We start from the raw sequence: 26,233 nt of genomic DNA on the forward strand, positions 1-26,233 counted from the left end.
CCCGTCGCTTGGCAAGATCAGCCGATATTTTGAAGCGACGGAAACATTTCGAGCAGCCAAAAGGAAATGCGGGTGAACTGGCCGGTCAGCAGCATCAGCCCGATGGTCCAGAGCAGCAGGCCCGAGATCCGCTCGATCTTGTCCATATGGCGCAAAAGCACGGTCATCAGCTTGCGTGACGCCCCGAAGAAGAGGGCGAAAAGCAAGAAGGGAATGCCAAGCCCGAAGGCATAGGCGCCCATCAGCACCATGCCACGGGACATGGATTGCTCTTGCGCGACAATGGCCAGAACCGTGGAGAGAATCGGGCCGATGCAGGGCGCCCAGCCCAGCGAAAAGGCGACGCCAAGCACATATGCCCCGAACGGGGTGCCCCCACGGTCGCCCGTTTTGAACCGTGCTTCGCGATTCATGATGCCGATGCGGACGATGCCCAGAAAATGCAGGCCGAACAGCATGACCACGATGCCCGAAATGGTGGGAAACCATTGCCTGAAACCGGCAATGCTGCCTGCCAGCGCGGTTGCGCCAATGGCCAGCAGCAGGAACACGGTAGACAGGCCCAGCACAAAGAATATGGCGGTGAGCAAGGCGCGCCCGCGGCGCGCGCCCATATCATCGAGCGATGCGCCCGTCATGTAAGACAGATAGGCGGGCACGACCGGCAAGACGCAGGGGGAAATGAAACTGATAAAACCGCCAACAAGCGCCACCAGCACGGAGGGCAGCAGCGCTGCCGTGAAGACATCTATTCCAAACATGCGCCCTTGTTAGCGCGCAATCCTGCTGGCGTCACGGGATGAATTGTCACATTCCCGTGGACAGGCCTGCACCGCCGAATTAGCAATGCTGCATGAGGGTTGATCACGAGCTAGATGCGCAGGGGCTGCTATGCCCGCTGCCGGTGCTGAAGGCACGAAAACGGCTGTTGGCATTGGCACCGGGGCAGGTTTTGCGCCTGCTGGCCGATGACCCGGCCGCGGTGATCGACGTGCCGCATTTCTGCACGGAGGCCGGGCATGAATTGCTGGGCAGTGAAGTGGTTTCAGGCAGGCTGCGCGCCTACCTGATTCGCAAAGGGTGAGCTGACCGCCCTATTGGGCGGCCATTTTCTGCGGTGAATCGAGCGCGGCCAGCAGGGCGGCGCGGTCTTTTTCAAACCGGCCGACGGCGGCCAGTTTCACATGGCCAAAACCGCGGATCTTGAGCGGGAGTTCGGCCAGCGCGATGCAGGTTTCCGCCGTTTCAGGCGTGAAACGGGCCGAAACCCTGTCCATATCGCCCTCGTATTGGGTGATCAGCGCGCGCTCCATCTTGCGCTCGGCGCTGCGGCCAAACGGGTCGGCCCATGTGCCGCGCAGGCCTTTCAGGCGCGCCAGCAGGCCAAAGGCGCGCATCATCCAGGGGCCGAATTCAGACTTCACCGGGTTGCCCGACTTATCCTTGCGGCCAAAGATGGGCGGGGCCATGTGGAAGCGCATGTTCCGCACATCCTCAAACTGGGCGGCCACGGCCTTTTCCAGCGTTTCTCGGTGCAGGCGGGCGACCTCATATTCATCCTTGTAGGCCAGCAGCTTGTGGTAGCCCTTGGCCAGGGCCATCGCAAAATCGGCATCGATTTCGCGCGCGCCAGCAATGCGGGCCTTGTAGCGCGCGGCCAGTTTGGCGTTCTGGAACTTCGCCAGATGGTCGGCACGAAAGGCGATTGTGGCCTCCAGGTCCAGCGGTGCTTTTGGGGCATCCGAAGCATGGGCCTGTTCGGGAAAGGCGATGGCCCAGCGCCCGACCTTCAGCGCCAGCTTGTTGCCCGCAACGCCCGCGCCGTTCAGCTCGATCGCGCGTTCAAGCGCCTCCAGCCCCAGTGGCACAAGCCCGGCCTGCCAGGCCGCGCCCAGCAGCAGCACATTGGCGTAAATCGCATCGCCCAGATAACGCTCGGCCATGCGGGTGGCTTCGATCATGGTCAGCGCATCCGCGCCGATGCGCCCGCGCAGGGCGGTTTCCATCTGATCGCCGGGCAATGAGAATTCGGTATCCTTGGTGAAGGCCCCGGTGATGATTTCATGGCTGTTGCAAATGGCGCGCGTGCGCCCGCGCGACATGAGGCCAAGGTTGGGTGTGCCCGACGAGGTGACGATATCGCCGCCGATCAGCGCATCCATTTCGCCATTGGCAACGCGCACGGCTGAAATATCTTCGGGCGTGTTGGCAATGCGGCAATGCACGGTGACGGCGCCGCCTTTTTGCGCAAGGCCGGCCATTTCCATCATGCCAGCACCCTTGCCTTCCAGATGCGCGGCCATTGCCAGCAAGGCGCCCACGGTCACAATACCCGTGCCGCCAACGCCGGTGGCGACAATGTTGAACGTGCCGTTGATGGCGGGCAAGGCGGGTGCGGGCAGGTCGGGAATGTTCACCGATTCAGCCTTTGGTTTTTTCACCTTGGCCCCGGTAAGGGTTACGAAACTGGGGCAAAAGCCGTTCACGCAGCTAAAATCCTTGTTGCAGGCCGATTGGTCGATCTGGCGCTTGCGGCCAAGCTCGGTTTCCAGCGGCAGAATCGCCACGCAGTTGGATTTGACCCCGCAATCGCCGCAGCCTTCGCACACATCGGGGTTGATGAAAATGCGCTTATCGGGGTCGGGGAACTGCTTTTTCTTGCGGCGGCGGCGCTTTTCGGCGGCGCAGGTCTGGATATAGAGCAGCGCGGTGACGCCCTTGATTTTGGACAGGCGGGTCTGCGCATCCATCAGGTTCGCGCGCTCGGTCATGTCCACCCCGCGCGGGAATTGCGCCGGGTCGACATCTTCCTTGTCATCATAAACGACGATCAGTTTTTCAACGCCCATCGCCACCACTTCATGGGCGATTTGCTGGGCGGTCAGCCCGCCTTCATTGGCCTGCCCGCCCGTCATGGCAACAGCATCATTGAACAGGATTTTATAGGTGATGTTCACCCCGGCGGCCAAGGCCGCGCGAATGGCGAGCGAGCCGGAATGGTTGTAGGTGCCATCGCCAAGATTCTGGAAAATATGGTCGCGTGACGAGAAGGGCGCCTCGCCCACCCAATTGGCCCCCTCGCCGCCCATATGGGTGAAGCCGGTGGTTTCACGGTCCATCCACTGCACCATCCAGTGGCAGCCGATGCCCGCATAGGCGCGGGCACCTTCGGGCAGTTTGGTTGAGGAGTTATGCGGGCAACCGGCGCAGAAATACGGCAAGCGCTTGGCGATAGAGGGGGTATTATCGGCCACGGCGGCGGCATCAATCGCAGCGGCGGCGGGGTCGAGCTTGCTATCCCACGCGCCTTCTTCGCGCAGCACGCGGGCAAGGCCACGGGCAATGCCAACCGGGTCGAGCGCCTTTTTCACCGAGAACAGCGTTTCGCCGTTTTCATGCTTCCAGCCGATGACACGGCGGCCATGACGGTCGTTGAAAATGGCTTCCTTGATCTGCACCTCGACCAGCTTGCGCTTTTCTTCCACCACGATGATCAGGTCGAGATGTTCCGACCAGTCGCGGAAGCTCTGCATATCGAGCGGCCAGACCATGCCAACCTTGTAGGTGGAAATGCCCAGCTTTTTGGCCATTGCTTCATCGATGCCCAGAAGCTGGAGCGCCTGAATGGTATCGAGCCATGATTTGCCGGATGAGACGATGCCGATTTTCGCGCCCTTGGCGGGCAGCACCGGATGGTCGAGCCTGTTGGCGCGGCCAAAGGCTTCGGCGGCAAAACGCTTGTAATCGTGCAGGCGCGCCTCTTGCTCGGCGGGCGTGTCGTTGAGGCGGATGTTCAGCCCATCGGCGGGCAACTCGAAATCTGTCGGCAGTTTTACGGTTACACGCTCGGGCGTGCCATCGACCACGCCGGTCGCTTCAACCGTATCCTTGAGGCATTTGATGCCAACCCAGCAGCCGGTATAGCGCGACAAGGCCCAGCCATAGATGCCGTAATCGAGCAATTCCTGCACACCGGCGGGGGCGAGAATGGGCATCATCACATCGACGAGCGCGAATTCGGACTGGTGCAGCGTGGTCGAGCTTTCGGCGGTATGGTCATCGCCCATTGCCACCAGCACGCCCCCCAGCGCCGATGTGCCGGCAAAATTGGCGTGGCGGAAGACATCGCCGCAACGATCCACCCCCGGCCCCTTGCCATACCACAGGCCGAACACGCCATCAAAGCGCCCCTCGCCGCGCAGCTCGGCCTGCTGCGTGCCCCACATGGCGGTGGCGGCAAGGTCTTCGTTCAGGCCGGGGTTGAAGGTGATATCGGCGGCCTGCAAATCTTTTGCCGCGCGCTGATATTGCTGGTCAACCGCCCCAAGCGGCGAGCCGCGATAGCCCGTGACATAGCCCGCCGTGTTATGGCCCGCCGCCGCATCGCGGGCCTTTTGCATGAGCGGCAGGCGCACAAGCGCCTGTGTGCCCGACAGCAGCACATGCTGTTTGGAAAGGTCGAAACGGTCGTGTAAGGATACGTCGCGCAATGTCATGCTGGGCCTCCTGGGTTGCGAATTGGTCTCGCGATAGGTTTGCGCCCATTATACGTCATAATCTCTGACCAAAATAGGGTATATTTTTGGTGCCCCACCTGAAGGGCTTGGAAAGAATCGGCGCGCAGCATAGGGTGCGCCGCAAACAGAAAATTACAAAACAAAATAACTTCCGGGGGGAGGCTGCGCGAAATGGACTGGGACAAGCTAAGAATATTTCACGCGGTGGCCGATGCGGGCAGCCTGACCCATGCCGGCGATGCGCTGCATCTGAGCCAGTCGGCGGTCAGCCGCCAGATCCGCGGGCTGGAGGAAAGCCTGAATGTCACCCTGTTCCACCGCCATGCGCGCGGGCTGATTCTGACCGAGCAGGGCGAATTGCTGTTTGACGCGACCAAGGCAATGACCCGGCGGCTGGATACGGCGGCGGCGCGCATCAAGGATAGTGAGGACGAGGTGTTTGGCGAGCTACGCGTCACCACCACAATCGGCTTTGGCACTTTGTGGCTGGCGCCGCGCATGGGCCAGCTTTACCGCCACTACCCGAACCTGAAGATAGATCTGATGCTGGAAGAACGCGTGCTGGATTTGCCGATGCGCGAAGCCGATATCGCCATTCGCATGAAAGAGCCCAGCCAGGCCGATTTGATCCGCCGCCGGCTGATGGATGTGAATATCCGCCTCTATGCCTCGCCCGAATATCTGGCCAAGCACGGGATGCCGCAAACACCGGCTGAACTGGCCAAACACCGGCTGATCTGCCAAAGCCCGACCGCGCCGCAGGTCAGCGCGGGCGCCGGCTGGATGGCGCCCTATTTGGCCGCCAACGAAACCTCGCTGCTGACGGTGAACAACTATTTCGGCATTTTGCAGGCGGTGCGCTCTGGCCTGGGCGTGGGCGCATTGCCCGACTACCTGACCGCCGATTCCCCCGAGCTGATAAACGTATTGCCCGAAGAGGGCAGCGGCGTGGTGCCGGTCTATCTGGCCTATCCCGAAGAACTGCGCCATTCCAAACGTGTGGCGGTGTTCCGCGATTTTGTCATAGACGAGGTAATCGCCTATCGCAAATCGCTCAAAACCTAGCGGCGGCGTTAACCATTTTTCAAAGCCGCTCTGCTAGCTATGCGTTTATGCGATAGCGGGTATGCGCGGAAAGTGTTGTATTTTTCTTGAACCGGGTGCCGGGCTTACCTATATCCATCGCGAAGCCGGCGGCCATGCCGCCAGTGGTTTCAACCTCCCTGTTGGACTTGGGCCGGGCTTTGCCCGGCCTTTTTTTCGCGCAAAACCCGGCTTTGCTATGTATCTGTGCGAATGCGCAAAGCAGCGTAAATCGGGCAAAACTTCATGAAAGCCGTGGCAATCAGCACGGCCCCGACAAGTATCGCCACCCATTTCCATATGCCAAGCGTAACGACAAATGCCAGCACAACCAGCACGCCGCCGATGACCAGCCGCGCAATGCGGTCGCGCGATCCAAGATTCGTTGTGAACATTCTGCACACTCCTTGCCGACAGGTGTTGAAACTCACTCTAACAACAGGCAGCGTGCTGGCAAATGATTTAGATCAAGCGCGTTGAGGCGGACCAATAAATGACAAGTGATACAGACAACCGCCGTGGCGCAGTTTTGATGATGGTCGCAATGGGCGCCTTCACCATAAATGACGCCTTCATGAAAGAGGCTTTGACACAGCTGCCGCTTGGCCAGTCGCTGTTCTTGCGGGGGCTGGCGGCCAGCCTGTTCACCGCCCTGATCACCTGGCATGGCGGCGGATTTGCCAGCCGCCCAAACCGCAGCGAGCGGCGCGCCATCGGGTTGCGCACCATTGGTGAGATTGGCGGCACGGGCTGCTTCATGGTGGCGCTGTCGCATATGCCCCTGGCCGATCTGACGGCGATTTTGCAGGCCCTGCCGCTGTTTGTTACACTCGCGGCGGCTGTATTTTTGCGCGAAACCGTGGGCTGGCGGCGCTGGTCGGCCATTCTGATGGGCTTTAGCGGCGTGCTGCTGATCGTGCAGCCCGGCGGGTCCACCTTCAGCCCCTATGCGCTGCTTGCATTATTGGCGGTGGTGTTCATCACGCTGCGCGACCTGTCGACACGGCGCATTGCCGGGCGCATGTCCTCGGCACTCATTGCGCATATCACCGCGCTTGCGGTCACAGCACTTGGCATTGTGCTGTTGCCTTTTGCAGCCTGGGAGCCTGTGACATGGGGCGCCATCCTGCCGCTCATGGGCTCGGCGATCTTCCTGTCGGCGGGCTATCTGACGGTGGTCGCCGCCACCCGCACTGGCGATATCGGCTTTGTTGCCCCGTTCCGCTATACTGGGCTGGTCTGGGCGATTGTGCTGGGGCTGGTGTTCTTCGCCGAAATCCCCTCGGTTTACATGCTGTCGGGTGCGGCAATCATCGTTGCGGCGGGGCTCTATGCCTTCTGGCGCGAACGCCAGCTACGCGATCAGATGCGCAAAGGCGCCGCAAACCCGGCCACGCCGCTGACCGACCGTGCCAAGCTCGACGCCAAGTGAATCCGCCGCCCGCCAGAGCGGGCTTTCAGGGTCTTCTTTGGCAATCGTTGCATAATGAAATTCGTGCCCGCGCCGGGGCGCATCGCCAAACGGGCCGCCCAGCGGGCTGAGGTGCCGGTAGCCGAGCGTAAGCTTGCGCTGCGCAAAGCTGGTTTCCACGGGCAGCAGGCCAAGCATCTCGTGGCGCATACCGTCACCATCAACCAGCCCCGCCCCCAGCACCATATAGCCGCCGCATTCCCCATATACCGTTGCACCGCGCGCAACCGCTGCCACCATACCGGCACGAAACCGGCCGGCCTGTGCTATCTGGCCTGCATGTAGTTCCGGATAGCCCCCCGGCAGAAACACCGCATCAGCCTCCGCCGCTGGCCCTTCATCGGCGAGCGGCGAGAATGGCATCACCTGCGCCCCCGCGCGGCGCCACCCCTCCAGCATATGCGGATAGGCGAAGGCGAAAGCCACGTCGCGCGCCACGGCAATGCGCTGGCCCGGCGGCGGCAGACCAACGGGCAGTGGCGCGGGCGCGACCGGGGCGGCCACTGCACGCAGCGCATCCAGATCGACATGCGCCGCCACATGCGCCGCCATAGCCGCCAGCCGCGCGGGTAAGCCCGCATCCTCGCCCGCCTGCACCAGCCCCAAATGGCGGGACTCCTGCGCCATCACCGCATCACGCGGCACAGCCCCCAGCACCGCCAGCCCGTAATGCCCCAAAGCCGCGCGCAACATCGCCTCGTGCCGCGCCGAGCCTACCCGGTTGAGAATCACCCCGGCCATCTTTTGCTCATAAATATCCCCGCCGGAGGCACCTGCCCGCCCGGCAAGCGCCAACCTCAGCCCATGCAGCGCCGGTGCAACCGTCTGCGCCGCCCGGCTGGCATCGACGACCAGCACCACCGGCAGGTTCAAAACACTCGCAAGCTCGGCAACCGCGCCGCGCCCCATCGGGGTGTTCACATCCGGCGCGCCGTCAAACAGGCCCATCGCCCCTTCGACAAGCAGCACGTCCCCGCCTTGCGCAGCAGCCAGTCCGCGCAGTTGCGCGGGCGGCATCGCCCAGGCATCGAGGTTGACACATTCCCGCCCGCTCGCGGCGGCATGAAAGGCCGGGTCAATGTAATCCGGCCCGCTTTTGGCGGCACGCATGTCCAGCCCGCGCGCCCGAAAGGCGGCCAGCAATCCGGCAACAATCATGGTTTTACCGGCGCCGGAAGCCGGGGCGGCAATGACCAGCCCGCGGCTCATTCTGCCAGCGGGTTCAGCTTGCGCGGCCCGTTGCCGCTTTGCCATTCCAGCGCCAGGCGCAGGCTGGCATTCTGCCCGATGCAGATGATGGCGGGCGGCTGAATATCATGCGCCACAATATCATCCGCCACCCGGCCAAGCGTGGTCTCCAGCACCTGCATTTCCGGCAGGGTTGCGTTCACCACCACGGCCACCGGCTCATCCGCGCTGCGCCCGTTGCCCAACAAATGCCCGGCAATCTCGCCAATATGCTTGATGGCCATATACAGCACCAGCACCGGGCAGGCACGGGCAATGGCGGGCCAGTCGATCTGGCTGGGCGTGGCGCCCGATTGGTCATGCCCGGTAAGGAATGTCACCGAATGGGTGATGTCGCGATGCGTCACCGGAATGCCCGCATAGGCCAGCCCGCCAATGCCCGCCGTAATACCCGGCACGATACGGAACCTGATGCCCGCAGCCACCAGCGCCAGCGCCTCTTCCCCGCCACGGCCAAACACGAACGGATCGCCCCCTTTCAGCCGCAGCACCCGCTTGCCATCCCTGGCCAGCGCAATCAGCCGCAGGGAAATATCGCCCTGTTTGGGCGAGGGTTTGCCGCCGCGTTTTCCCGCATAAATCTGCTCGGCTGCCGGGTTGGCCCAGGCCAGAATCTGCGGTGAAACCAGCGCATCATAAACCACCACATCGGCCGATTTGAGCGCGTGCAGGGCGTGGAGCGTCAGCAGTCCCGGATCACCCGGACCGGCCCCGACAAGCCAAACGCTTCCCGGCTGAAACGCCGGGAACTCTGCGCCCGATGCAATGTCGGACAGCGCGCTCATGCGCGCACCTTGGGGCGCAGCACATGCGGGATGGCAGGGTCGTAAAGCGCGGATTCCCTGAAATCGGTGATGCCACCCAGCGCCGGACCCACAAAAATCAGCGCCGTGCGGGTGATCTTTTCAGCCCGCACCTTGGCATGGATGTCAGACAATGTGCCACGAATGATCATCTCATCGGGCCAGCCGACGCGATAAGCCACAACCACCGCGCAATCTTCCCCGTAAAAAGGCGACAGGCGTCGTTCGATATCACGCAGCGCGCGCACCCCAAGGTGAATGGCCAGCGTGGCACCCGTGCGGCCGAAATTCTCCAGCGTTTCACCCGGCGGCATATCGGTCGATTTCATCGACACCCGCGTCAGCACGATGGATTGCGCGATTTCGGGGATGGTCAGCTCCTGCCCCAAAGCCGCCGCGGCTGCGGCATAGGCGGGCACGCCGGGGGTGATGTCGTAAGGAATGCCATCGGCCCGCAAGCGGCGGATTTGCTCGGCAATCGCGCCGTAAAGCGACGGGTCGCCGGAATGCACACGCGCCACATCCTGCCCGCGCGCATGGGCGGCGACAATCTCGGCATGGGTGTCATCCAGCGTCATTGGCGCGGTATCAAGCACGCGCGCGCCTTTTGGCGCAATCGCCACCACCTCGGCAGGCACAAGCGAGCCAGCATAAAGGCAAACGGGGCAGGATCTGATCAGCCGCGCGGCCTTGAGCGTGAGCAGTTCCGGGTCTCCCGGCCCGGCGCCGATGAAATGGACGGTCATGCGCGTGCCTCCTGTCTGGTGGCCAGATCGCCGTCAATCTTGCGCGCATAGCCACGCGGTGTAAACATGCGCGGCCCTTGCCCAAGCTGCGCCAGCCGGGTGTTGGACGAGCCGACCAGCACCACGGTAAGCATGTCGACCTCGTCGACCTTTAGCGCATCCAGCCTGCGATACCGCACATGCTCGCTTGGGCGGCCAAGGTTGCTGGCCAGCATGACCGGCGTATCGGCAGGGCGGTGTTGCAGCAGAATTTCGCGTGCCTCGGCCAGCAAGGTGCGGCGGGTTCTGGAGACGGGGTTGTAAAATGCAATCACGAAATCACCCTCTGCGGCGGCTTTCAGGCGGCGGATGATATCGGCGCGCGGGGTGAGCAGATCGGACAGGGAGATCGTGCAGAAATCATGGCCGAGCGGCGCGCCGGCGCGGGCCGCAGCACCTTGCAGGGCGGAAATTCCGGGCGAACAGATGACTTCGGCGCGTTTGGCGGCGTCAGAGACACCCTGCGCATCAACGCCACGGTCGAGCAGTTCGAACACCAGTGCGGCCATTGCATAAATACCGGCATCGCCCGAACAGACAAGCGCCACATTATGCCCTTCGCCCGCGCGTTCCAGCGCGTGGCGGCAGCGATCCTCCTCGCCACCCAGCGGAAAGTCGGCGCGTTTCTTGCCCGCGGCAAGCGGGCCGAGCAGGTCGATATAGAGACCGTAGCCGACAAGTTCCTCCGCCTCGGCCACAAGGCGGCTGACCTCGGGCGTGCGCCAGGCGGCCTGGCCGGGGCCGATGCCCACGACCGAAAGCCGCCCGCGCGCGCGGCCCGGCAGACGGGTCAGCGGTGCGGGGGCAAGGGCGAGCGCACAGGTGGCATTGGCCGTCTTGCGTTTTGCAATTAATAGCTTTGCTTCCGGGCCAGCGGCGGCGAGTGCTGCGGCTTCGGCGACGCCGTGGCAGCCGACTTCGGCAAAAACCACATCCGACGGGGTTTGAAGCCGGGGGGTTTCGGCCTCGAGCTGTTGTGCCGTGAACAGCCTGAACGGGCGGCCAAGCGCATGGGTGAGCAGGTTCATCGCCGGCTCATCGGCCTTCAGGTCGAGCGAGAAGACACCGGCGATGGCGGCGCGCGCGATATTGGCCTCGGCCAATGCGCTGTCAACCAGTGCCGCCAGCTCTTCTGGCGGGCAATTGCGCGCGCAGCCCACGCCAAGGGTAATTTGCAACGGATGATAGGCAAGCGTTTCAGCATCGGCCACAGGCGCAAGGCCCGTGACGATGCGCACAGGGTTTTCTGACGCCGCGCGCGGCGTCACGGCGGCTTGCCCGCCGTGGTTTGGCAAGGCCAAACCAGAAAACCCGGGCCCGGCCCCGGCCCAAGGGTCTTGCCCCGTCAGCGCCACACCTGCCCCGGCCAGCAGGCGCGCTGTGGCCTCTTTTGCCAGTTCGGGGTTGGCCAGCGCCCAGCCTGCGGGGGGTTCATCCAGCCCCAGGCCAAGCGTGACATCGCCCGCCGTGGTAACTGCCGCCACCCCGCCCAGCAGTTCGGAAATGTCGCGCGCCAGACGGTTTGCACCATGATGCCCGCCAAGCAGCGGCACAACCACCGCGCCATCATCGGACACAGAGACAACGGCAGGCTCGGCGCGTTTGTCGGCCAAAAGCGGCGCAACGGCGCGAATAAGAATACCGCTGGCGCAGACGCCAATGACCGGAATGCCGGCGGCAAACAGGTCGCGCGTATGGTCAAGCGCATTGTCAAAGAAGGCATCGGCCTGGTCAACGCGGCCCGCACGGCCGTGGATCTGGGCACCCAGATGTTTGGCAATGCGGGCAGCGGTGGCCATGCCAGACGGCCCAAGCGCCAGAATAACGGGTGTTACAGCCAAGGATCGGCCCCTTTCGTGATGAGGATCATGGAAAAATACGGCGCCTTGTCCGGCGCGTCGACCAATGATACGACCAGTTCATTCGGCAGGGTCGCATGGGCAACGTAGCAAGCCTGGTCCAGCAGGCCAAGCCGTTCGATCACGCCACGGATTTTGCCCAAATGGCGGCCAACCTTCATGATGACCACCGATTCCGCGCCCTCGATCCGCGTGGCAAGCTCGGCTTCGGGCAACGGGCCGGGCAGCACGGTAAGGCGCTCGTTGCGCGCCACAAGCGGGCGGCCCGCCCGCGCCGCCCCTGCGGTGATCGAGGTGACGCCGGGCACAACCTCGACTTCAAAATGCGCGCTCAGGCGAGCGAAAAGATACATGAACGAGCCGTAGAAGAACGGGTCGCCCTCGCAAAGGCACACCACATCGTCACCCGCTTCAAGGGCGGCGGCAATGGCGGCGGCGCCCACGTCATAGGCGGCCTGGGCGGGGGCACGCGCCACGCTCATGGGGATGTTGATGGGAATTTCAACCGCATCGGGCGCGATATGCCGGGCGGCAATGGCGCGGGCAAAACTGGCACCACCTTCCAGCACCGGATAGGCCAGCACGCGCGCACCGGCCACCAGCCTGGCGGCGCGCAGCGTCATCAGATCCGGATCGCCCGGGCCAAGGCCCACGCCATATAGCTTGCCGCTCATCTTTTGATCAGGCTCCATTGGGTGACGGGCATTTGCGGCTTCATGCCGGTCAGCCCGCCAAGCGGGGAGGCGCGGTCAACCGAAATGCGCACCAGCTCGCCGCCCTGAGCCTTGTAAAGGTCGAGCAACTGGCGTTCGGAGTCCAGCGTGACGGCATTGATGACAAGCCGGCCAAGCGGGCGCAATGCCCCCCAGGCCGCAGCAAAGGCCGCCGGACTCAGGCCTCCGCCGATAAACACCGCATCGGGTGCGGGCAGGTCGGCAAGCGCATCCGGCGCCTCGCCCTCGATCAGTTGCAAACCCGGCGCGCCAAGGGCTTGTGCATTGTCTGCCGCCATCGCGCGGCGGTCGGCGCGCGGCTCTATGCCAATGGCGCGGGCGTAGCGGGCGGCGCGCATCCATTCAATGGCTACAGAACCAGAGCCGCAGCCGATATCCCATAGCAGCGCGCCGCGCATGGGCATGAGCTTGGCCAGGGTCACGGCGCGCAACTCGCGCTTGGTCATCGTGCCATCGGAGCGGAACAGATCATCGGCCAGGCCCGGCACGCGGGGCATAAGTGCTGCACCGGGGGCGGCAATGCACTCCACCGCCAGCGTGTTGAAGGCGGGCACGATATGGTTCCAACCCTCGGCTGTGCCGTCAAATCGCTGCTCGTCCGGCCCGCCCATTGCCGCCAGCACGGTCATCCGGCTGGCGCCATAACCGCGCGCGAGCAGAAATTCGGCAATCTGGCCGGGGGTTTCGGCGCCGGTGGTCAGGATCAGCAGCCGCGCATCGGGCTGGATGAAGGCAATCATCTGGGCAACCGGGCGGCCATGCACGGTAAGGGTTTCAAGATCGGCCATCGACCAGCCCATGCGCGCGGCGGCAAGCTGGAAGGCCGAGACCTGCGGGTAATAGACGATTTCCGCCGGAGGAATGGCGCGGCCAATACGCGCGCCTACCGAGAACCAGAGCGGATCGCCGGTCACAAGTATCACCACGCGGCGGGATCTGAGCGCAACAAGCTGGTCGATGAGCGCGTTGAACGGCGAAGGCCAGGCGATGCGTTCGGCGGTATTGTCGGGCGTCAGGCTGTGGTGCCGGTCGCCGCCAACAATAACCTCGGCGGCATCGACCACGGCACGGGCAGCGGGGGTGAGGCCGGAGAGTCCATCTTCGCCGATGCCGACAATATGCAGCCAGGGGGTCATGGTTTTGCCCCAATGGCCAGCGCGTTGAGCGCGGCAGCGGCAATGGCCGAGCCACCGCGACGGCCCAATAGCGTGATGAACGGCACACCGCGCGCATTGGCCGCCAGTTCGGCCTTGCTTTCGGCGGCGCCGACAAATCCGACGGGAAAGCCAAGGATGGCGGCGGGCTTCGACCAGCCTTCGTCGAGCTTTTCAAGCAGGTGGAACAGCGTGGTCGGGGCATTGCCGATGACCACGATCGCGCCTGCAAGCTGGTCTTGCCACAGTTCCACCGCCGCCGCGCTGCGCGTGGTGGACAGATGCGCGGCAAGAATGGGCGTTTCGGGGGCGTTGAGCGTGCAGACAACCTGACTGCCCTGCAAATTGCGGCGGATAATGCCGCTGGCGACCATTTCACAATCGCATAATATCGGCGCGCCCGCGCGCAATGCCGCCTGCCCTGCTGCCGCCAGTTCGGGGCTGGCGCGCAAATCGGCCGGCAGGTCTGTCATGCCGCACGCATGGATGAGGCGCACGGCGACATCGGCAAGGTCGGCGGGCAGGGCCGACAGGTCCGCCTCGGCCCGCACGGTGGCAAAACTGGCCTCATAAATCGCGGCGGGGTCGCGGATATAATCCATCATTTCAATCGCTTGCGCACGCTTTCCGGCCCATGCGGGTGCTTAGCCTGCGGATAGGGCGGATGCACATGATCATGGTCGTGGCCATGATGATGATGGTGGTGGTCGTGATTGTGGTCGTGATCATGGTCGTGATCATGATCGTGGCTGTGGCCATGCGCGTGATCATGTTCATGGTCGTGATGATGATGGTGGTCCATGTCCAGACGGCAGGCGCCTGTGCAGAACGTGTCGCACAGATCGCAGTTATCCACCGTTGCGCCGGGGGCCGATGCGCCCTGGCCCTCAACATGGTGGTGGTGGCTTTCCTGCACCATGCCGACCTCGGCCTCAAACCCCAGCACCTGCGCGCGGTATTTGCACATGGCGCAGTTCATCAGGTTTTCGCCCTCCAGAATTTCGCGCACGCGTTCTGCAAAGGTTTCAATGACCTTAGGGTGGTCGTTCAGATAGGGAGCCTTGATGATTTCGATGGCGGGATTGGCGGCGGCAGCCTCGTCGGTGAAGCCGTAAATCCGGTCGATCAGCACACCCGCAAACAGGAAATAGGGGAAGACGACAATGCGCTTATAGCCGAGCTTCACGGCATGGTTCAGCGTCGGCTCGACCAGCGGGAAGGTCACGCCGGAATAGCCGACCTCGACCCAGCCAAAGCCCATGCCTTCCTGCAACAGCCGCGCAACCTTGGAGACATTGGCATTGGCATCCGGGTCGGACGCGCCGCGCCCGATGACCACAAGACAGGTATCTTCCAAAGCCACGGGGTTTTTGGCATTGGCGGCATCCAGCGCCTCGGTCACGCGCGCGGCGGCGGCGGCGATCATCTTCGGGTCCACTCCCAACTCGCGGCCATAGGAAATTTTGATGCCATGCCTGGCGGCATAGGTGTTCAGCACGGTGGGAATGTCGTTTTTGGCGTGCATGGCGGCAAACAACATGCCCGGCACGGCAAGGATATGGTCGCATCCCCTGGCGCGCAGCGCATCAAGCCCGTCGCGCATTACAGGGTTGGCAAATTCCAGATAGCCGTAATCGACCGGCCATTCGGGAAAATGCGGGGCGAGCCGGTCGGCCAGCACCCGAAATTCATCAACCGCTTCCTGCGAGCGCGATCCGTGCCCGCAGACCATGACGCCAAACCTGGCCATCAGCGGCGGCCGTGACGGCGCGCGATAACCACGGCGGAAATGATGACCGCAACAACAAGGCCAATGCCAAAGGCGTGTTCGGCATTTTGGCCCAGCAACGTGCCGTGGCCGGGATGCGCCGATGCGGCCGTGGCGGTGAGGGTCAGCAGGGTGGCGAGCTTTTTCATCAATCTGTCCTTTCATGGCTGGTGGCGCCCGAAAGAAAAGCACGGGGCGCTAGCGGCCCCATATGACAGTTTTCGCCTTGGCCCCCTGATTGGGTCAGCCCACCGCGAAACGCGCTTTCAGCCCCGGGCGGGGCACCGTCTGATGCCCCGTTGATAACCCGCAACAGCCGCGCCGTGCAAGCGATGAACGACTAGGCAAGCGCCAAAAGCGCCTCCAGATCTATGCGGCTGTTGTTCATCTTCAGCGCACCGCTGGCGTCGCGCGGCCAGTCTTCCTTGGCGCGGTCCCAATAAAGCTCGACCCCGTTGCCATCCGGATCATCCAGATACAGCGCCTCGGAAACACCGTGATCGGCCGCGCCGGTAAGCTGCAGGCCGGCATCAAGCACGCGTTTGAACGCATTGGCCAGGTCGGCGCGGGTCGGGTAAAGAATTGCCGTATGATACAGGCCGGTATGGCCCGGCGGCGGTGGCGTGCCGCCAAGGCTTTCCCAGGTGTTCAGCCCGATATGGTGGTGGTAGCCGCCAGCCGAGATAAAGGCAGCGCCGCTGCCGTAACGCTGCACAAGCTCAAAGCCCAGCACACCGCAATAAAAACCAAGCGCGCGCTCCAGATCGGCGACTTTCAGATGCACATGGCCAATGCGTGTGCCCGCGGCAATGGGTGAGTTATGTGACATGATTACCCTCATTGTTTCTGTCAGGAATATAATGGGCGCAGAGCGCAACGCCAGGGGGCAACCTGGAAACGATCTATTTCGAATCATGCTGGTCAGTGGCGGGGTGGCGCGCTATCAGGCGGCATGGATAGTTACACAATCGACCGGCTTGGCCATGAGGGTGATGGCATTGCCGCCACACCAAACGGCGCAGTTTACGCCCCCTTCACCCTGCCCGGCGAAGTGGTGCGCGGCAGGCTTGAGGGCGCGCGGCTTTTCGATGTTCAACTGCAAAGCCCCGCGCCGACGCGCGTTGCCGCCCCCTGCCCGCATTTCGGGCGCTGCGGCGGGTGCAGCCTGCAACATGGCCATGATGATTTTCTGGCCGCCTGGAAGCAGGAGATCGTGCAGCGCGCGCTTGCCGCTCAGGGGCTGGAAACCGCGTTTCGCTCCGTGCAGACCTCGCCCAGCCATAGCCGCAGACGCGCGACATTCACCGCGCGGCGCACGCGCAAAACCGTGCAGATCGGGTTTTTCGAGGCGGGCAGCGAGCTGCTGGTGGATCTGGCGGAATGCCACATTCTGCGCCCCGCGCTCATGGCCGCCCGCCCCACGCTGGCCGCCATTACCCGCGCCGGTGGCAGCCGCAACGGTGTGTTGAAGCTGACGGTGACAGAGTCGCTTGAAGGGTTGGATATTCTGGTGAGCGGGGGCAAGCCGCTCGACATTACCCTGCGCGCCACGCTGGCCGCGATTGCCGAGGCCAATGACATTGCCCGCCTGACATGGGATGACGACCAGATCGCCCTGCGCCGCCGCCCCGTGCAGCCGTTTGGGGCGGCCCGCGTCGCCCCGCCGCCCGGCGCGTTCCTGCAAGCCACGGCTGAAGGTGAGGCCGCGCTGCTTGCCGCCCTGCGAGTGGCCCTTGGCCCGGCCCGGCGCGTGGTGGATCTGTTCGCCGGTTGCGGCACGTTTTCACTGCCCGTGGCGGAAACTGCCGAAGTGCTGGCCGTTGAAGGCGATGCGCCGATGGTTGCAGCACTTGACCGTGGCTGGCGCGAGGCCAGGGGCCTGCACCGGGTTGAGGCCGTCGCGCGTGATTTGTTCCGCCGCCCGCTTCTGCCCGCCGAGTTCAAGACCTATGATGCCGTCATCATCGACCCGCCCCGCGCCGGTGCTGCTGCGCAAATGGCCGCGCTTGCGCTTTCCTCCATCGGCAGGGTTGCGGCGGTGTCTTGCAGCCCCGTCACCTTTGCGCGCGATGCCAAAACCCTGTGTGATGCCGGATTTACACTGGATTGGGTGCAGGTGGTCGACCAGTTCCGCTGGAGCGGCCATGTCGAGCTTGCCGCCCAGTTTACCCGCTAGCGCGCCTGTGGCTGCGAAACAGCGTGTAAAGCCCGCTGGCCACGATAATCGCGCTGCCGATCAGGGTTAATGTGTCGGGGCGCTCGGCAAAAACGGTCATGCCAATGACCATTGCAAAAATGAGCCGCGTATAACGAAACGGCGCAACAAGCGCGATATCGCCGCTGCGCATGGCGCGGGTCAGCGAATTGTAACCGACCACGCCAAACAGCACCGCCAGCGCCAGAAACCCCATTTGCCCAAGACTAGGCAGCGCCGCACCACCGCTGAAAGCCAGCGCGATAATACCGGCAATCACCATCATCAAAAACCCGTAAAGGCCCAACTGTGCATTTGTCATGGAAACGGGTGCCGCACGTGTGGCCAGATCGCGCCCGGCAAACCCCAGCGTGCCGATGACCGCGAAAAGCGAAGCGGGGGTGAAGCCATCGAGCCCCGGCCGCAGAATTAGCAACACACCCAGAAAGCCCGCGCCTATTGCCAGCCAGCGGCGCGGGCCAACATATTCACCAAAGAACACCACGGCACCCGCCGCAACCACCAGCGGCGTGGCCTGCAAAATCGCAGAGGCCGATGAAAGCGGGGTCAGCGCAATGGCAAGGGTATAGCCAAGCCGCCCCGTCACCTCGCAAACCCCGCGCAGCAGCATCGGGGTGGAGGTGGCTGCCGGGTGGCGCAGCGTTTGGCCCTGCGCGCGGCCGATCAGGGCAAAGGCCAGCATTCCGCCAAGCCCGAACAGAATCAGCACCTGCCCGACCGGCAGCGACACGGTCAGCTTTTTGATGAATGTATCCTCAAGCGCAAAGCCCGCCATCGCCAGCACCATCAGCAGCGGGCCGCGCACAGGGGCGGCGGCAGGCACGGGCTTACCCAATTTGGCCCTGATTTCCGCCCGTCTGGCCGCGATGCAGCAAAACATGGTCCAAAAGCGTGCAGGCCATCATCGCTTCGCCCACCGGCACGGCGCGGATGCCGACACAAGGGTCGTGGCGGCCCTTGGTGACAATGCGCGTCGCCTCGCCCGATTTGGTGATCGTGTCGCGCGGGGTCAGGATGGAGGAGGTCGGCTTGACCGCGAAGCGGCACACCACATCCTGCCCGCTGGAAATACCCCCCAGAATGCCGCCCGCGTTATTGGCCGAAAATTCCGGCCCGTTCGGCCCCATCGTCATTTCATCGGCATTTTCTTCGCCGCTCAGGCGGGCCGCGCCCATGCCGGCCCCAATTTCAACGCCCTTGACCGCGTTGATCGACATCATCGCGGCGGCGATATCGGTGTCGAGCTTGGCATAGATCGGCGCGCCAAGACCGGCCGGCACGCCGCTGGCCGTAACCTCGACGACCGCACCAATGGACGAGCCCGCCTTGCGCAGATCATCAAGATATGTTGCCCAAGTTTCGGCCATTTCCGCATCGGGGCACCAGAAGGGGTTTTCGGATATCTGGCCAAGGTCAAAGCGGCTGCGGTCAATCTCATGCACGCCCATCTGCACCATATAGCCGGTAATTTTCAGCCCCGGCAGCAGCGCGGCCAAAGCCGCCCGCGCCACAGCCCCAGCCGCCACCCGCGCCGCGGTTTCGCGCGCCGACGAACGCCCGCCGCCGCGCGGGTCGCGGATGCCATATTTGGTGAAATAGGTGTAATCGGCATGGCCGGGGCGGAATTTCTGTGCAATCTCGGAATAATCCTTGCTGCGCTGGTCGGTGTTCTCGATCATCAGCTGGATGGGCGTGCCGGTGGTGCGCCCCTCGTAAACCCCCGACAGAATGCGCACCACATCCGCCTCGCGCCGCTGGGTGGTGTATTTGTTCTGGCCCGGTTTGCGCGCATCCATAAAGGGCTGAATATCGGCCTCGCTCAGCACAAGCCCCGGCGGGCAGCCATCGACCGTGGCGCCAAGGGCCGGGCCGTGGCTTTCACCCCAAGTGGTGACACGAAACATATGTCCGAATGTATTCATCGACATGGCAACAGCCCCCTTTTGCCGCTTTCACCCCCGCAAATAGCCCAATGTGCGCCGCGCGCCCAGCGCAAAAGCTACTTTTGCCGATCACGCCGCATGGCGGGGCCGCTATCGGGGCGCGGATTGGCAGCGCCCGAAACCGGTGCCTGCGCCGACACATTGCTGCGGCTTTCGCGCCAGACAATGAACACGCCCGATGCAATGATGATGCCAGCGCCCACCCCGACCCAGATATCGGGCAGCTCGTTGAAAAACAGCGCACCAAACGCCACGGCCCACAGAATTTGCGAATATTGCAGCGGGGCGATCAGCACGGCGGGGGCTGCACGATAGGCGGCAATGATCAGCGATTGCGCGATCACCCCGATCACCCCGATGGCCGCAAAGGCCCCAAGGTCCAGCCCCTGCACAGGCACATAAACCCACGGCATGAGCGCGCCCATAACCATGATTGTAACGATCATCGGAATGAGGATCATCACGGCCGAACGCTCTTCGCCCGAAATCTTGCGCACGATGATGTTGGAAAACGCGCTGGCCGTGGCCGCCCCAAGCGCGGCCAGATGGCCAAGCGTAAACTCGGCCGCACCGGGGCGCAGCACGACCATGACACCGATAAAGCCGACCACCACCGCAAGGCCACGGCGCAGGCGAATGACCTCGCCCAGAAACGGCACGGCCAGCACGGTCACCAGCAGCGGGGCGGCAAACAGCAGCGCGTAGACCTCGGTCATCGGCAGCACGGAAAACGCATAAAACCCGCCCGCCCCGCCGATAAGCATACACAGCGTGCGGATGAGGATGAGCCACGGATGGCGCGGGCGGAACGTGTCGACCGCACGGTCGCTGACAATCGACATGCTGACCGGCACAAAGGCAAACAGCGTGGAAAACAGGATCACCTGAAACGGCGCATAGGCACTGCCGAGCGTTTTGATAATCGCATCATGCCCCGAAAACAGCGCAAAGCCGAGGATTGCAAGGCCAACGCCCCGGCCAAGATTTTGCGTAGTGTTCATAGCGAATGGTCCTGAAGCGCGGTTTTGCAACACCCTAGGCATTGGGTGGTGGAGAGCAAGGGGGAATGCGAATTTCAACTATCGCTACCCCCCCTTGCACATCCCCCACACGCCGCTATGCTTTGCCTCACCTCGGGGGGGCCTTTTGGCCTGAGATGCGCTTGCGCGGACCCGTCGAACCTGAACCGGATGATACCGGCGTAGGGAAGGTGTGGGAATTCTCTCCATCTGCCTTGCGTCGCAGCTTATGGAGAAACCGATGAACAATCGCCTAACCCTTGCTGCGGCCCTTGTTGTTGCAACAGGTGCTGCCAGCGCCCAGACCACCACGCCCGAACTGGTGGTTTATACCTATGACAGCTTCGCCTCGGAATGGGGCCCCGGCCCGGCCATAAAGGCCAGCTTTGAAGCGAGCTGCGCCTGCACGCTGACCTTTGTGGCCGCGGGCGACGGGGCCGAGGTGCTGAGCCGTTTGCGCCTTGAGGGCAGCCGCAGCCCGGCCGATGTCGTGGTCGGGCTGGATAGCAGCCTGATCCCGATGGCCAATGACTCCGGCCTGTTTGCACCGCATGGGCAGGATATGGCCGCGCTCACCCTGCCGATTGACTGGGATGATGCCACCTATCTGCCCTTTGATTGGGGCTATTTCGCCTTTGTCTATGACACCACGCGCGTTGAAACCCCGCCCACCAGCTTTGTGATGCTCGATGCGCTAAATTACAGCATCATCTTACAAGACCCGCGCTCCTCTACCCCCGGGCTTGGCCTGCTGCTCTGGATCAAGGCGGCCTTTGGCGACCGGTCCGGCGCGCTGTGGGACGGGCTGGCCGACCAGATTGTCACCGTCACCCCCGGCTGGTCAGAGGCATATGGCCTGTTCATCGCGGGCGAGGCGGATATGGTGCTGAGCTACACAACCTCGCCCGCCTATCATGCGATAGTCGAGGGCGATGAGACCAAAGCCGCCGCGACCTTCGCCGAAGGGCATTACATGCAGATCGAGCTTGCCGCGCAACTGGCCAGCAGCGACCAGCCGGAACTGGCCGCCGCCTTCATGGCGCATCTGCTCAGCCCGGCGGTGCAAGATGTCATTCCCACAACCAACTGGATGTATCCGGCGGCGCAATCCGCCCCACTGCCCGAAGGGTTTGCGCAAGCGCCAGAGCGTGCGTTGAACTACCCCACCGAATGGATTGCCGAAAACCGTCAGGCGGCGGTTGACGAATGGCTGGCCGCGCTGGCGCGCTAGCAGGCTGGGTTGCGCTGGCGGCTGTGGGGCTGATCAGCCTTGCGCCGCTGGCCGCCCTGCTGGCCCAGCCGGGCCAATGGCCGCAATCCTATGCGCTGGGGGTGCTGCGCTTCACTTTGTGGCAGGCGGCACTGTCTGCGCTTATCAGCGTGGGGCTGGCCATTCCACTTTCCGCGGCGCTGGTGCATCGGCGCTTTGCGGGCAAACAGGTGCTGCTGGCCTTGCTGGGCGCGCCGTTCCTGCTGCCGGTGGTGGTGGCGGTGTTCGGGGTTCTGGCGGTTTGGGGCCGCTCGGGCTGGGTCGCGTCGCTGCTTGGACTGCCGATAGATATATACGGGCTGCCGGGCCTGCTTTTGGTGCATGTGTTTTTCAACCTGCCGCTGGCCACACGGCTGATATTGCAGGGCTGGGCACTGGTGCCGCCCGAACATTTGCGCCTGTGCGCGCAGCTTGGTCTGGGTTGGCGCGGGCAATGGCGGGTGCTTGGCGCGCCCTTGCTGCGCGCCAGCCTGCCCGGCGCGCTGCTCGTGGTGTTCCTGTTCAGCGTTACGAGTTTCGCAGCGGCGCTTATCCTTGGTGGCGGGCCCGGTGCCACAACCGTGGAGCTGGCGATTTATCAGGCCCTGCGGCTGGAGTTCAACCTGGGTGGCGCGGCGCGGCTGGCTTTATTGCAACTGGCCATATGCCTTGTGGTTGGGATATTGGCGCTGCGCTTTGCACGCCCGGTTGGCTTTGGGGCCGGGCTGGCGCTGGCCGACATATCCCTGCCCCGCGCGCGCTGGCTGGTTTGGGGCGACCGCGCCATACTGGTGCTGGCCGCCGCCTTTCTGATGCTGCCCTTGCTGGCCATTGTGCTGAACGGGCTTGCCGGGCTGCCCGATATGCCTGCCGCTGTCTGGGCGGCGCTGGCGCGCAGCCTTGGTGTTGCGCTTGGCTCGGGCGCCCTGGCCCTATGCGCCGCAGTGGCATTGGCCGCTCTTCTGCTGCGGCTGCATAGCCGCACGGCCCGCGGGGTCGAGGCCGGCGTCATGCTCAGCCTTGCCGCATCGCCCTTTGTGCTGGGCACCGGGCTGTTCATTCTGCTCAACCCCGTTATCGCGCCCGCGCGCCTTGCCTTGCTGCTGACCGGGCTGATCAACGCCGTTCTGATTCTGCCGATATTGCTGCGCCTGTTCATCCCGGCCCTGGCGCAGATTGCCGCCGATTACGGGCGGCTGAGCGCGATGTGCGGGCTGACAGGCGCTGCCCGTCTGCGCCATGTCACCCTGCCGCTGCTCGCCCGCCCGCTGGGGCTTGGCATGGGGTTGGCCGTGGCGCTTTCAATGGGCGATCTTGGGGTGATCACGCTGTTTGCAGCACCCGATTCCGGCACGCTGCCGATGGTGATGCAGCGACTGATGGGCGCTTATCGTGGCAATGCCGCGGCCGGGGCGGGGCTGGTGCTGGTCAGCGCCACGCTGGCGCTGTTTTATGTGTTTGACAGGTTGGGGGCACGCTATGGACATCGTATTTGATGCGGCTGAAATTCAGTCGGGCGGGTTTTCGATTCTTGCCGATGCCACCTTGCCGGGCGGCCAGATCACCGCGCTGATCGGGCCTTCAGGGGCGGGCAAATCAACCCTGCTGGGGGCGATTGCGGGTTTTGCCGATGTTGCGCAGGGCCGATTGCTGCTGGGCGGGCGGAACATGGCGGGGATTGCACCCGCCATGCGCCCGGTTTCCCTGGTGTTTCAAGACCATAACCTGTTTGAACATATGACCGTTGAAGCCAATGTCGCCCTTGGCCTTGGGGCCGATCCGCGCCTGAAAGGGCCAGCCCGCGCCGAAAAGCGCGCAGCGGTCGCGCAGGCTCTGGCCCGGGTGGGGCTGGCAGAACGCGCCAATGCCCTGCCCGGCCAGCTTTCCGGCGGCGAACGCAGCCGTGCAGCCCTTGCCCGTGCGCTGCTGCGCGACAGGCCGGTGCTGCTGCTGGATGAGCCATTTGCCGCGCTCGGCCCCGGGCTGCGCTATGCGATGCTGGACCTTGTGGCCGAAATTTCAGCCGAACGCGGGCTGACCACGCTGCTTGTCACCCACCAGCCCGACGATGCGGCGCGCATTGCCGCACAAACGGCGCTGGTTGATGCCGGCAGGCTGTCTGCCCCGCAAGACACGCGCAGCCTTTTGGGCAACCCGCCACCCGCGCTTGCCGCCTATCTAGGGCAAAAATAAAGGGCGGAGAAAACCCCGCCCTTTGGATTTTTTGCATGAAACCCGCTCAGGCCTTGCGCTTTACCTTCGCCCAGATCGACTTGTTGGTCAGATAGAGCAGCACGCTGAGCAGCACCAGCATGATGAAGGCCGTGAAGCCTGCCTTCTTGCGCGCGTTCAAATGCGGCTCGGCTGTCCACATCAAAAAGGCGGCAACGTCGGCGGAAAGATAGCGCGCACCGTTCGGGGCGCCATCGGCATATTCAACCATACCGTCGACAATCGGCGGGGGCATGGAAATATAGCCGCCGGGAAAGGCGGTGTTTTCGTAAAGCGTTATGCCCGCCTCGGTTTTGGTTTCGCCGGTATAGCTTGTCAGAATGGCCACGATATATTCCGGACCGCCCATACCATAGAGCAACTGGTTGATCCCCAGACCACCGGGGCCGCTAAAGCCTGCACGGGCCTTTGCCATAAGCGAAAGATCGGGGGCGCCCTCAAAATTGCTGGGGCCGAAATGATCATTCGGGACAGCTGTGCGCAGCTCGCCCAATTCGCCATCGTCATTGGCGGTATTGGGGGTTTCAAACTGCGCCGCATAGGCCTTGACCTGGTCTTCGGGCAATTGCGGACCACCCTCATCGGCCAGGGTGCGATAGGCAACATAGGTCAGCCCGTGGCAGCTTGCGCAAACCTCGGTGAACACCTGCAATCCACGCTGCAACTGCTGCGTGTCATAGCTTCCAAACGGGCCTTCAAAGCTGAAATCCGTGTCTTCAATCTCGGCCTCGACCCCGGCGGCAAAGGCTGCGGGTGCAGCCATGCCAAGGGTAACAAGCGCGGAAAGGATTGTGCGTTTCATCATCTTTTCTATCCTTCTCTATCGCTTATTCGGCCGGTTTCGGCGGATAATGCGCATCGAAATCTTCCTCGATTGTCGCGGGCGGGGTGAGTGGTTTTTCAAACACACCCAGCAGCGGCAGGATCACAAGGAAGTAGGCAAACCAATAGGCTGCGCCAATCAGCGAGATGATCGGAATCGCACCCTCGGCCGGTCGGCTTCCGCACCAGAGCAGCACCATGAAGTCAATCATCAGCAGGTAGAACCACCAACGAAAGGCCGGCCGATACTTGCCCGAACGGGTCCGGCTTGTATCCAGCCAGGGGGCCAGCGCCATCACGAAAATCGCACCGAACATGGCCAGAACACCAAAGAACTTCGCCGTGATGATGCCACCGGTCAGGAAGCTGGCCAGTTGCACGGCCCAGACCTCACTATCAAAGGCGCGCAGGATTGCGTAGAACGGCAGGTAATACCATTCCGGCACAATTTCCGCCGGCGTGACCAGCGGGTTCGCCTCCATATAGTTATCGGGATGGCCCAGATAGTTCGGCGTCGTCCAGATCACCAGCGCGAAGATCGCCAGAATGACAACCAGCGCGAACAGATCCTTGATAACGAAATACGGCCAGAAGGGCACCGTGTCTTTCTTGACCGTCTCCTTGGAGTCGCGCCGCACTTCAACGCCGGCCGGGTTGTTGTTGCCCGTGGTGTGGAAGGCCCAGATATGCACGATCACCAAACCGGCAATCACAAAGGGCAGCAGGTAGTGCAGGCTGAAGAACCGGTTCAAGGTGGGCTGGTCAACCGCCGGCCCGCCCAAAAGCCAGGCCTGAATGCTTTCGCCAACGCCAGGAATGGCGCCCGCAAAGCCGGAAATAACCGTGGCACCCCAGAACGACATTTGCCCCCAGGGCAGCACATAGCCCAGAAAGCCGGTGGCCATCATCGCAAGATAGATGAGCATTCCGATGATCCAGGTAATTTCACGCGGGGCCTTGTAGGAACCGTAGAACAGGCCGCGGAAAATATGGATATAGACGGCAATGAAGAACAGCGACGCGCCGTTGGAGTGCACATAGCGGATGATATGGCCGCCGCGCACATCGCGCATGATCTTCTCGACGCTGGCAAAGGCCAGGTCGACTTGCGGAATGTAATGCATTGCCAGAATGACACCGGTGACGATTTGCAGCGCCAGACAGAAGGCCAGAACAATGCCCCAGATCCACCACCAGTTGAGGTTTTTCGGGGTCGGGATCATCAGCGTGTTATAGATCAGCCCACCGATAGGCAGACGGGATTCGAGCCATTTGGCAAAGCCAGATTTCGGCTCATATTCGTCATGTGGAATACCGCTCATTGCTTTCTC

25 protein-coding genes and 1 riboswitch are annotated in these 26,233 nt (G+C 63.2%); of the genes, 7 read left to right on the plus strand and 18 right to left on the minus strand.

The features are described from left to right. Positions 1 to 17: 17 nt before the first annotated feature. Positions 18 to 761, minus strand: coding sequence for a cytochrome c biogenesis CcdA family protein (locus LGT41_RS00165; protein WP_274127965.1), 744 nt, complete (start codon positions 759 to 761; stop codon positions 18 to 20). Between the two features lie 92 nt (positions 762 to 853). Here LGT41_RS00165 and LGT41_RS00170 point away from each other — a divergent pair, with 92 nt between their 5' ends. Continuing rightward, complete coding sequence (locus LGT41_RS00170; protein WP_274127966.1) at positions 854 to 1,084, plus strand: sulfurtransferase TusA family protein; 231 nt, start codon at positions 854 to 856, stop codon at positions 1,082 to 1,084. Positions 1,085 to 1,094: 10 nt separating this feature from the next. Here LGT41_RS00170 and LGT41_RS00175 read toward each other — a convergent pair whose 3' ends face one another. Beyond that, entirely contained in the window at positions 1,095 to 4,496 is a 3,402-nt protein-coding gene (locus LGT41_RS00175) for an indolepyruvate ferredoxin oxidoreductase family protein (protein WP_274127967.1), read from the minus strand. 192 nt (positions 4,497 to 4,688) lie between these two features. On the opposite strand from LGT41_RS00175, the gene LGT41_RS00180 reads away from it, so the two are divergent. After that, entirely contained in the window at positions 4,689 to 5,582 is an 894-nt protein-coding gene (locus LGT41_RS00180) for a LysR family transcriptional regulator (protein ID WP_274127968.1), read from the plus strand. Between the two features lie 215 nt (positions 5,583 to 5,797). Here the strand turns inward: LGT41_RS00180 and LGT41_RS00185 are convergent, their stop codons facing one another. Then, entirely contained in the window at positions 5,798 to 5,995 is a 198-nt protein-coding gene (locus LGT41_RS00185) for a YgaP family membrane protein (protein ID WP_274127969.1), read from the minus strand. A 98-nt stretch (positions 5,996 to 6,093) separates the two neighbouring features. Between LGT41_RS00185 and LGT41_RS00190 the strand changes: the two genes are divergently transcribed. Continuing rightward, positions 6,094 to 7,032 carry a DMT family transporter gene (locus tag LGT41_RS00190; protein ID WP_274127970.1) on the plus strand — a complete coding sequence of 313 codons (939 nt, stop codon included), beginning with the start codon at positions 6,094 to 6,096 and terminating at the stop codon, positions 7,030 to 7,032. Here LGT41_RS00190 and LGT41_RS00195 read toward each other — a convergent pair. From LGT41_RS00195 to LGT41_RS00240, 10 genes are all read right to left on the minus strand, one after another. Continuing rightward, complete coding sequence (locus LGT41_RS00195; RefSeq protein WP_274127971.1) at positions 6,955 to 8,280, minus strand: cobyrinic acid a,c-diamide synthase CobB; 1,326 nt, start codon at positions 8,278 to 8,280, stop codon at positions 6,955 to 6,957. The two genes, LGT41_RS00190 and LGT41_RS00195, sit on opposite strands and share 78 nt — an antisense overlap. Continuing rightward, on the minus strand, positions 8,277 to 9,104 hold the full coding sequence (cobA, locus tag LGT41_RS00200) for a uroporphyrinogen-III C-methyltransferase (protein ID WP_274127972.1): 828 nt from the start codon (positions 9,102 to 9,104) through the stop codon (positions 8,277 to 8,279). Before cobA ends, LGT41_RS00195 begins: the two co-directional genes overlap by 4 nt. Then, positions 9,101 to 9,868 carry a precorrin-4 C(11)-methyltransferase gene (cobM, locus tag LGT41_RS00205; protein ID WP_274127973.1) on the minus strand — a complete coding sequence of 256 codons (768 nt, stop codon included), beginning with the start codon at positions 9,866 to 9,868 and terminating at the stop codon, positions 9,101 to 9,103. The genes cobA and cobM overlap by 4 nt, the downstream gene beginning before the upstream one ends. Beyond that, positions 9,865 to 11,748: a precorrin-3B C(17)-methyltransferase gene (gene cobJ / locus LGT41_RS00210; RefSeq protein WP_274127974.1), complete on the minus strand. Its 1,884-nt coding sequence runs from the start codon at positions 11,746 to 11,748 to the stop codon at positions 9,865 to 9,867. Before cobJ ends, cobM begins: the two co-directional genes overlap by 4 nt. Beyond that, the gene (gene cobI, locus LGT41_RS00215) at positions 11,739 to 12,440 is read right to left on the minus strand and encodes a precorrin-2 C(20)-methyltransferase (RefSeq protein ID WP_274127975.1); all 702 of its coding nucleotides are present in this window, start codon (positions 12,438 to 12,440) and stop codon (positions 11,739 to 11,741) included. Before cobI ends, cobJ begins: the two co-directional genes overlap by 10 nt. Continuing rightward, complete coding sequence (gene cbiE, locus LGT41_RS00220; RefSeq protein ID WP_274127976.1) at positions 12,437 to 13,636, minus strand: precorrin-6y C5,15-methyltransferase (decarboxylating) subunit CbiE; 1,200 nt, start codon at positions 13,634 to 13,636, stop codon at positions 12,437 to 12,439. Before cbiE ends, cobI begins: the two co-directional genes overlap by 4 nt. Beyond that, on the minus strand, positions 13,633 to 14,259 hold the full coding sequence (locus LGT41_RS00225) for a precorrin-8X methylmutase (RefSeq protein ID WP_274127977.1): 627 nt from the start codon (positions 14,257 to 14,259) through the stop codon (positions 13,633 to 13,635). The genes cbiE and LGT41_RS00225 overlap by 4 nt, the downstream gene beginning before the upstream one ends. Continuing rightward, on the minus strand, positions 14,256 to 15,404 hold the full coding sequence (locus LGT41_RS00230) for a sirohydrochlorin chelatase (protein ID WP_274127978.1): 1,149 nt from the start codon (positions 15,402 to 15,404) through the stop codon (positions 14,256 to 14,258). Before LGT41_RS00230 ends, LGT41_RS00225 begins: the two co-directional genes overlap by 4 nt. Beyond that, the gene (locus LGT41_RS00235; RefSeq protein ID WP_274127979.1) at positions 15,404 to 15,571 is read right to left on the minus strand and encodes a hypothetical protein; all 168 of its coding nucleotides are present in this window, start codon (positions 15,569 to 15,571) and stop codon (positions 15,404 to 15,406) included. The genes LGT41_RS00230 and LGT41_RS00235 overlap by 1 nt, the downstream gene beginning before the upstream one ends. A gap of 191 nt (positions 15,572 to 15,762) precedes the next feature. Then, positions 15,763 to 16,251, minus strand: a complete 489-nt coding sequence (locus tag LGT41_RS00240; RefSeq protein WP_274127980.1) for a VOC family protein — start codon at positions 16,249 to 16,251, stop codon at positions 15,763 to 15,765. 123 nt (positions 16,252 to 16,374) lie between these two features. Here LGT41_RS00240 and LGT41_RS00245 point away from each other — a divergent pair, with 123 nt between their 5' ends. Then, the gene (locus tag LGT41_RS00245; RefSeq protein WP_274127981.1) at positions 16,375 to 17,598 is read left to right on the plus strand and encodes a class I SAM-dependent RNA methyltransferase; all 1,224 of its coding nucleotides are present in this window, start codon (positions 16,375 to 16,377) and stop codon (positions 17,596 to 17,598) included. On the opposite strand, the gene LGT41_RS00250 is transcribed toward LGT41_RS00245, so the two are convergent. The 3 genes from LGT41_RS00250 to LGT41_RS00260 all read right to left on the minus strand — a co-directional run bounded on the left by LGT41_RS00250 (position 17,588) and on the right by LGT41_RS00260 (position 20,581). Next, a complete protein-coding gene (locus tag LGT41_RS00250) occupies positions 17,588 to 18,424 on the minus strand; it encodes an EamA family transporter (protein ID WP_476366408.1) in 837 nt (278 codons plus the stop codon). The two genes, LGT41_RS00245 and LGT41_RS00250, sit on opposite strands and share 11 nt — an antisense overlap. A gap of 40 nt (positions 18,425 to 18,464) precedes the next feature. After that, the gene (aroC, locus tag LGT41_RS00255; RefSeq protein ID WP_274127983.1) at positions 18,465 to 19,565 is read right to left on the minus strand and encodes a chorismate synthase; all 1,101 of its coding nucleotides are present in this window, start codon (positions 19,563 to 19,565) and stop codon (positions 18,465 to 18,467) included. Positions 19,566 to 19,636: 71 nt separating this feature from the next. Then, on the minus strand, positions 19,637 to 20,581 hold the full coding sequence (locus LGT41_RS00260; protein ID WP_274127984.1) for a DMT family transporter: 945 nt from the start codon (positions 20,579 to 20,581) through the stop codon (positions 19,637 to 19,639). Between the two features lie 123 nt (positions 20,582 to 20,704). Beyond that, positions 20,705 to 20,805, plus strand: a riboswitch (TPP riboswitch). 35 nt (positions 20,806 to 20,840) lie between these two features. Between LGT41_RS00260 and thiB the strand changes: the two genes are divergently transcribed. Genes thiB through LGT41_RS00275 form a run of 3 tightly spaced genes read left to right on the plus strand, consistent with a single transcriptional unit; the run spans position 20,841 to position 24,041 of the window. Then, complete coding sequence (gene thiB / locus LGT41_RS00265) at positions 20,841 to 21,830, plus strand: thiamine ABC transporter substrate binding subunit (RefSeq protein WP_274127985.1); 990 nt, start codon at positions 20,841 to 20,843, stop codon at positions 21,828 to 21,830. Beyond that, positions 21,806 to 23,344, plus strand: a complete 1,539-nt coding sequence (locus LGT41_RS00270) for an ABC transporter permease family protein (protein ID WP_274127986.1) — start codon at positions 21,806 to 21,808, stop codon at positions 23,342 to 23,344. Before thiB ends, LGT41_RS00270 begins: the two co-directional genes overlap by 25 nt. Next, on the plus strand, positions 23,328 to 24,041 hold the full coding sequence (locus tag LGT41_RS00275; RefSeq protein WP_274127987.1) for a thiamine ABC transporter ATP-binding protein: 714 nt from the start codon (positions 23,328 to 23,330) through the stop codon (positions 24,039 to 24,041). Before LGT41_RS00270 ends, LGT41_RS00275 begins: the two co-directional genes overlap by 17 nt. 46 nt (positions 24,042 to 24,087) lie before the next feature. Here the strand turns inward: LGT41_RS00275 and LGT41_RS00280 are convergent, their stop codons facing one another. Continuing rightward, positions 24,088 to 24,885 (minus strand): cytochrome c1, encoded by a 798-nt coding sequence (locus LGT41_RS00280; RefSeq protein WP_274127988.1) that lies wholly within the window; start codon positions 24,883 to 24,885, stop codon positions 24,088 to 24,090. A gap of 22 nt (positions 24,886 to 24,907) precedes the next feature. Beyond that, positions 24,908 to 26,224, minus strand: coding sequence for a cytochrome b (locus LGT41_RS00285; protein WP_274127989.1), 1,317 nt, complete (start codon positions 26,222 to 26,224; stop codon positions 24,908 to 24,910). Positions 26,225 to 26,233 lie beyond the last annotated feature (9 nt).

It is taken from the genome of Abyssibius alkaniclasticus (assembly GCF_020447305.1).
In the GTDB taxonomy this organism is placed as follows: domain Bacteria; phylum Pseudomonadota; class Alphaproteobacteria; order Rhodobacterales; family Rhodobacteraceae; genus Abyssibius; species Abyssibius alkaniclasticus.

Bases quoted from the DNA above. Each gene is read 5' to 3' on its own strand.
- thiB (WP_274127985.1), top strand. From the start codon at position 20,841: ATGAACAATCGCCTAACCCTTGCTGCGGCCCTTGTTGTTGCAACAGGT.
- LGT41_RS00170 (WP_274127966.1), top strand. From the start codon at position 854: ATGAGGGTTGATCACGAGCTAGATGCGCAGGGGCTGCTATGCCCGCTG.
- LGT41_RS00235 (WP_274127979.1), bottom strand. From the start codon at position 15,571: ATGAAAAAGCTCGCCACCCTGCTGACCCTCACCGCCACGGCCGCATCG.
- cbiE (WP_274127976.1), bottom strand. From the start codon at position 13,636: ATGACCCCCTGGCTGCATATTGTCGGCATCGGCGAAGATGGACTCTCC.
- LGT41_RS00165 (WP_274127965.1), bottom strand. From the start codon at position 761: ATGTTTGGAATAGATGTCTTCACGGCAGCGCTGCTGCCCTCCGTGCTG.
- cobM (WP_274127973.1), bottom strand. From the start codon at position 9,868: ATGACCGTCCATTTCATCGGCGCCGGGCCGGGAGACCCGGAACTGCTC.
- LGT41_RS00190 (WP_274127970.1), top strand. From the start codon at position 6,094: ATGACAAGTGATACAGACAACCGCCGTGGCGCAGTTTTGATGATGGTC.
- LGT41_RS00275 (WP_274127987.1), top strand. From the start codon at position 23,328: ATGGACATCGTATTTGATGCGGCTGAAATTCAGTCGGGCGGGTTTTCG.
- LGT41_RS00250 (WP_476366408.1), bottom strand. From the start codon at position 18,424: ATGGTGCTGGCGATGGCGGGCTTTGCGCTTGAGGATACATTCATCAAA.
- LGT41_RS00285 (WP_274127989.1), bottom strand. From the start codon at position 26,224: ATGAGCGGTATTCCACATGACGAATATGAGCCGAAATCTGGCTTTGCC.
- LGT41_RS00280 (WP_274127988.1), bottom strand. From the start codon at position 24,885: ATGATGAAACGCACAATCCTTTCCGCGCTTGTTACCCTTGGCATGGCT.
- LGT41_RS00175 (WP_274127967.1), bottom strand. From the start codon at position 4,496: ATGACATTGCGCGACGTATCCTTACACGACCGTTTCGACCTTTCCAAA.
- LGT41_RS00260 (WP_274127984.1), bottom strand. From the start codon at position 20,581: ATGAACACTACGCAAAATCTTGGCCGGGGCGTTGGCCTTGCAATCCTC.
- LGT41_RS00195 (WP_274127971.1), bottom strand. From the start codon at position 8,280: ATGAGCCGCGGGCTGGTCATTGCCGCCCCGGCTTCCGGCGCCGGTAAA.
- LGT41_RS00225 (WP_274127977.1), bottom strand. From the start codon at position 14,259: ATGATGGATTATATCCGCGACCCCGCCGCGATTTATGAGGCCAGTTTT.
- LGT41_RS00270 (WP_274127986.1), top strand. From the start codon at position 21,806: ATGGCTGGCCGCGCTGGCGCGCTAGCAGGCTGGGTTGCGCTGGCGGCT.
- LGT41_RS00245 (WP_274127981.1), top strand. From the start codon at position 16,375: ATGGATAGTTACACAATCGACCGGCTTGGCCATGAGGGTGATGGCATT.
- LGT41_RS00230 (WP_274127978.1), bottom strand. From the start codon at position 15,404: ATGGCCAGGTTTGGCGTCATGGTCTGCGGGCACGGATCGCGCTCGCAG.
- cobA (WP_274127972.1), bottom strand. From the start codon at position 9,104: ATGAGCGCGCTGTCCGACATTGCATCGGGCGCAGAGTTCCCGGCGTTT.
- LGT41_RS00240 (WP_274127980.1), bottom strand. From the start codon at position 16,251: ATGTCACATAACTCACCCATTGCCGCGGGCACACGCATTGGCCATGTG.
- LGT41_RS00180 (WP_274127968.1), top strand. From the start codon at position 4,689: ATGGACTGGGACAAGCTAAGAATATTTCACGCGGTGGCCGATGCGGGC.
- cobI (WP_274127975.1), bottom strand. From the start codon at position 12,440: ATGAGCGGCAAGCTATATGGCGTGGGCCTTGGCCCGGGCGATCCGGAT.
- LGT41_RS00185 (WP_274127969.1), bottom strand. From the start codon at position 5,995: ATGTTCACAACGAATCTTGGATCGCGCGACCGCATTGCGCGGCTGGTC.
- aroC (WP_274127983.1), bottom strand. From the start codon at position 19,565: ATGTCGATGAATACATTCGGACATATGTTTCGTGTCACCACTTGGGGT.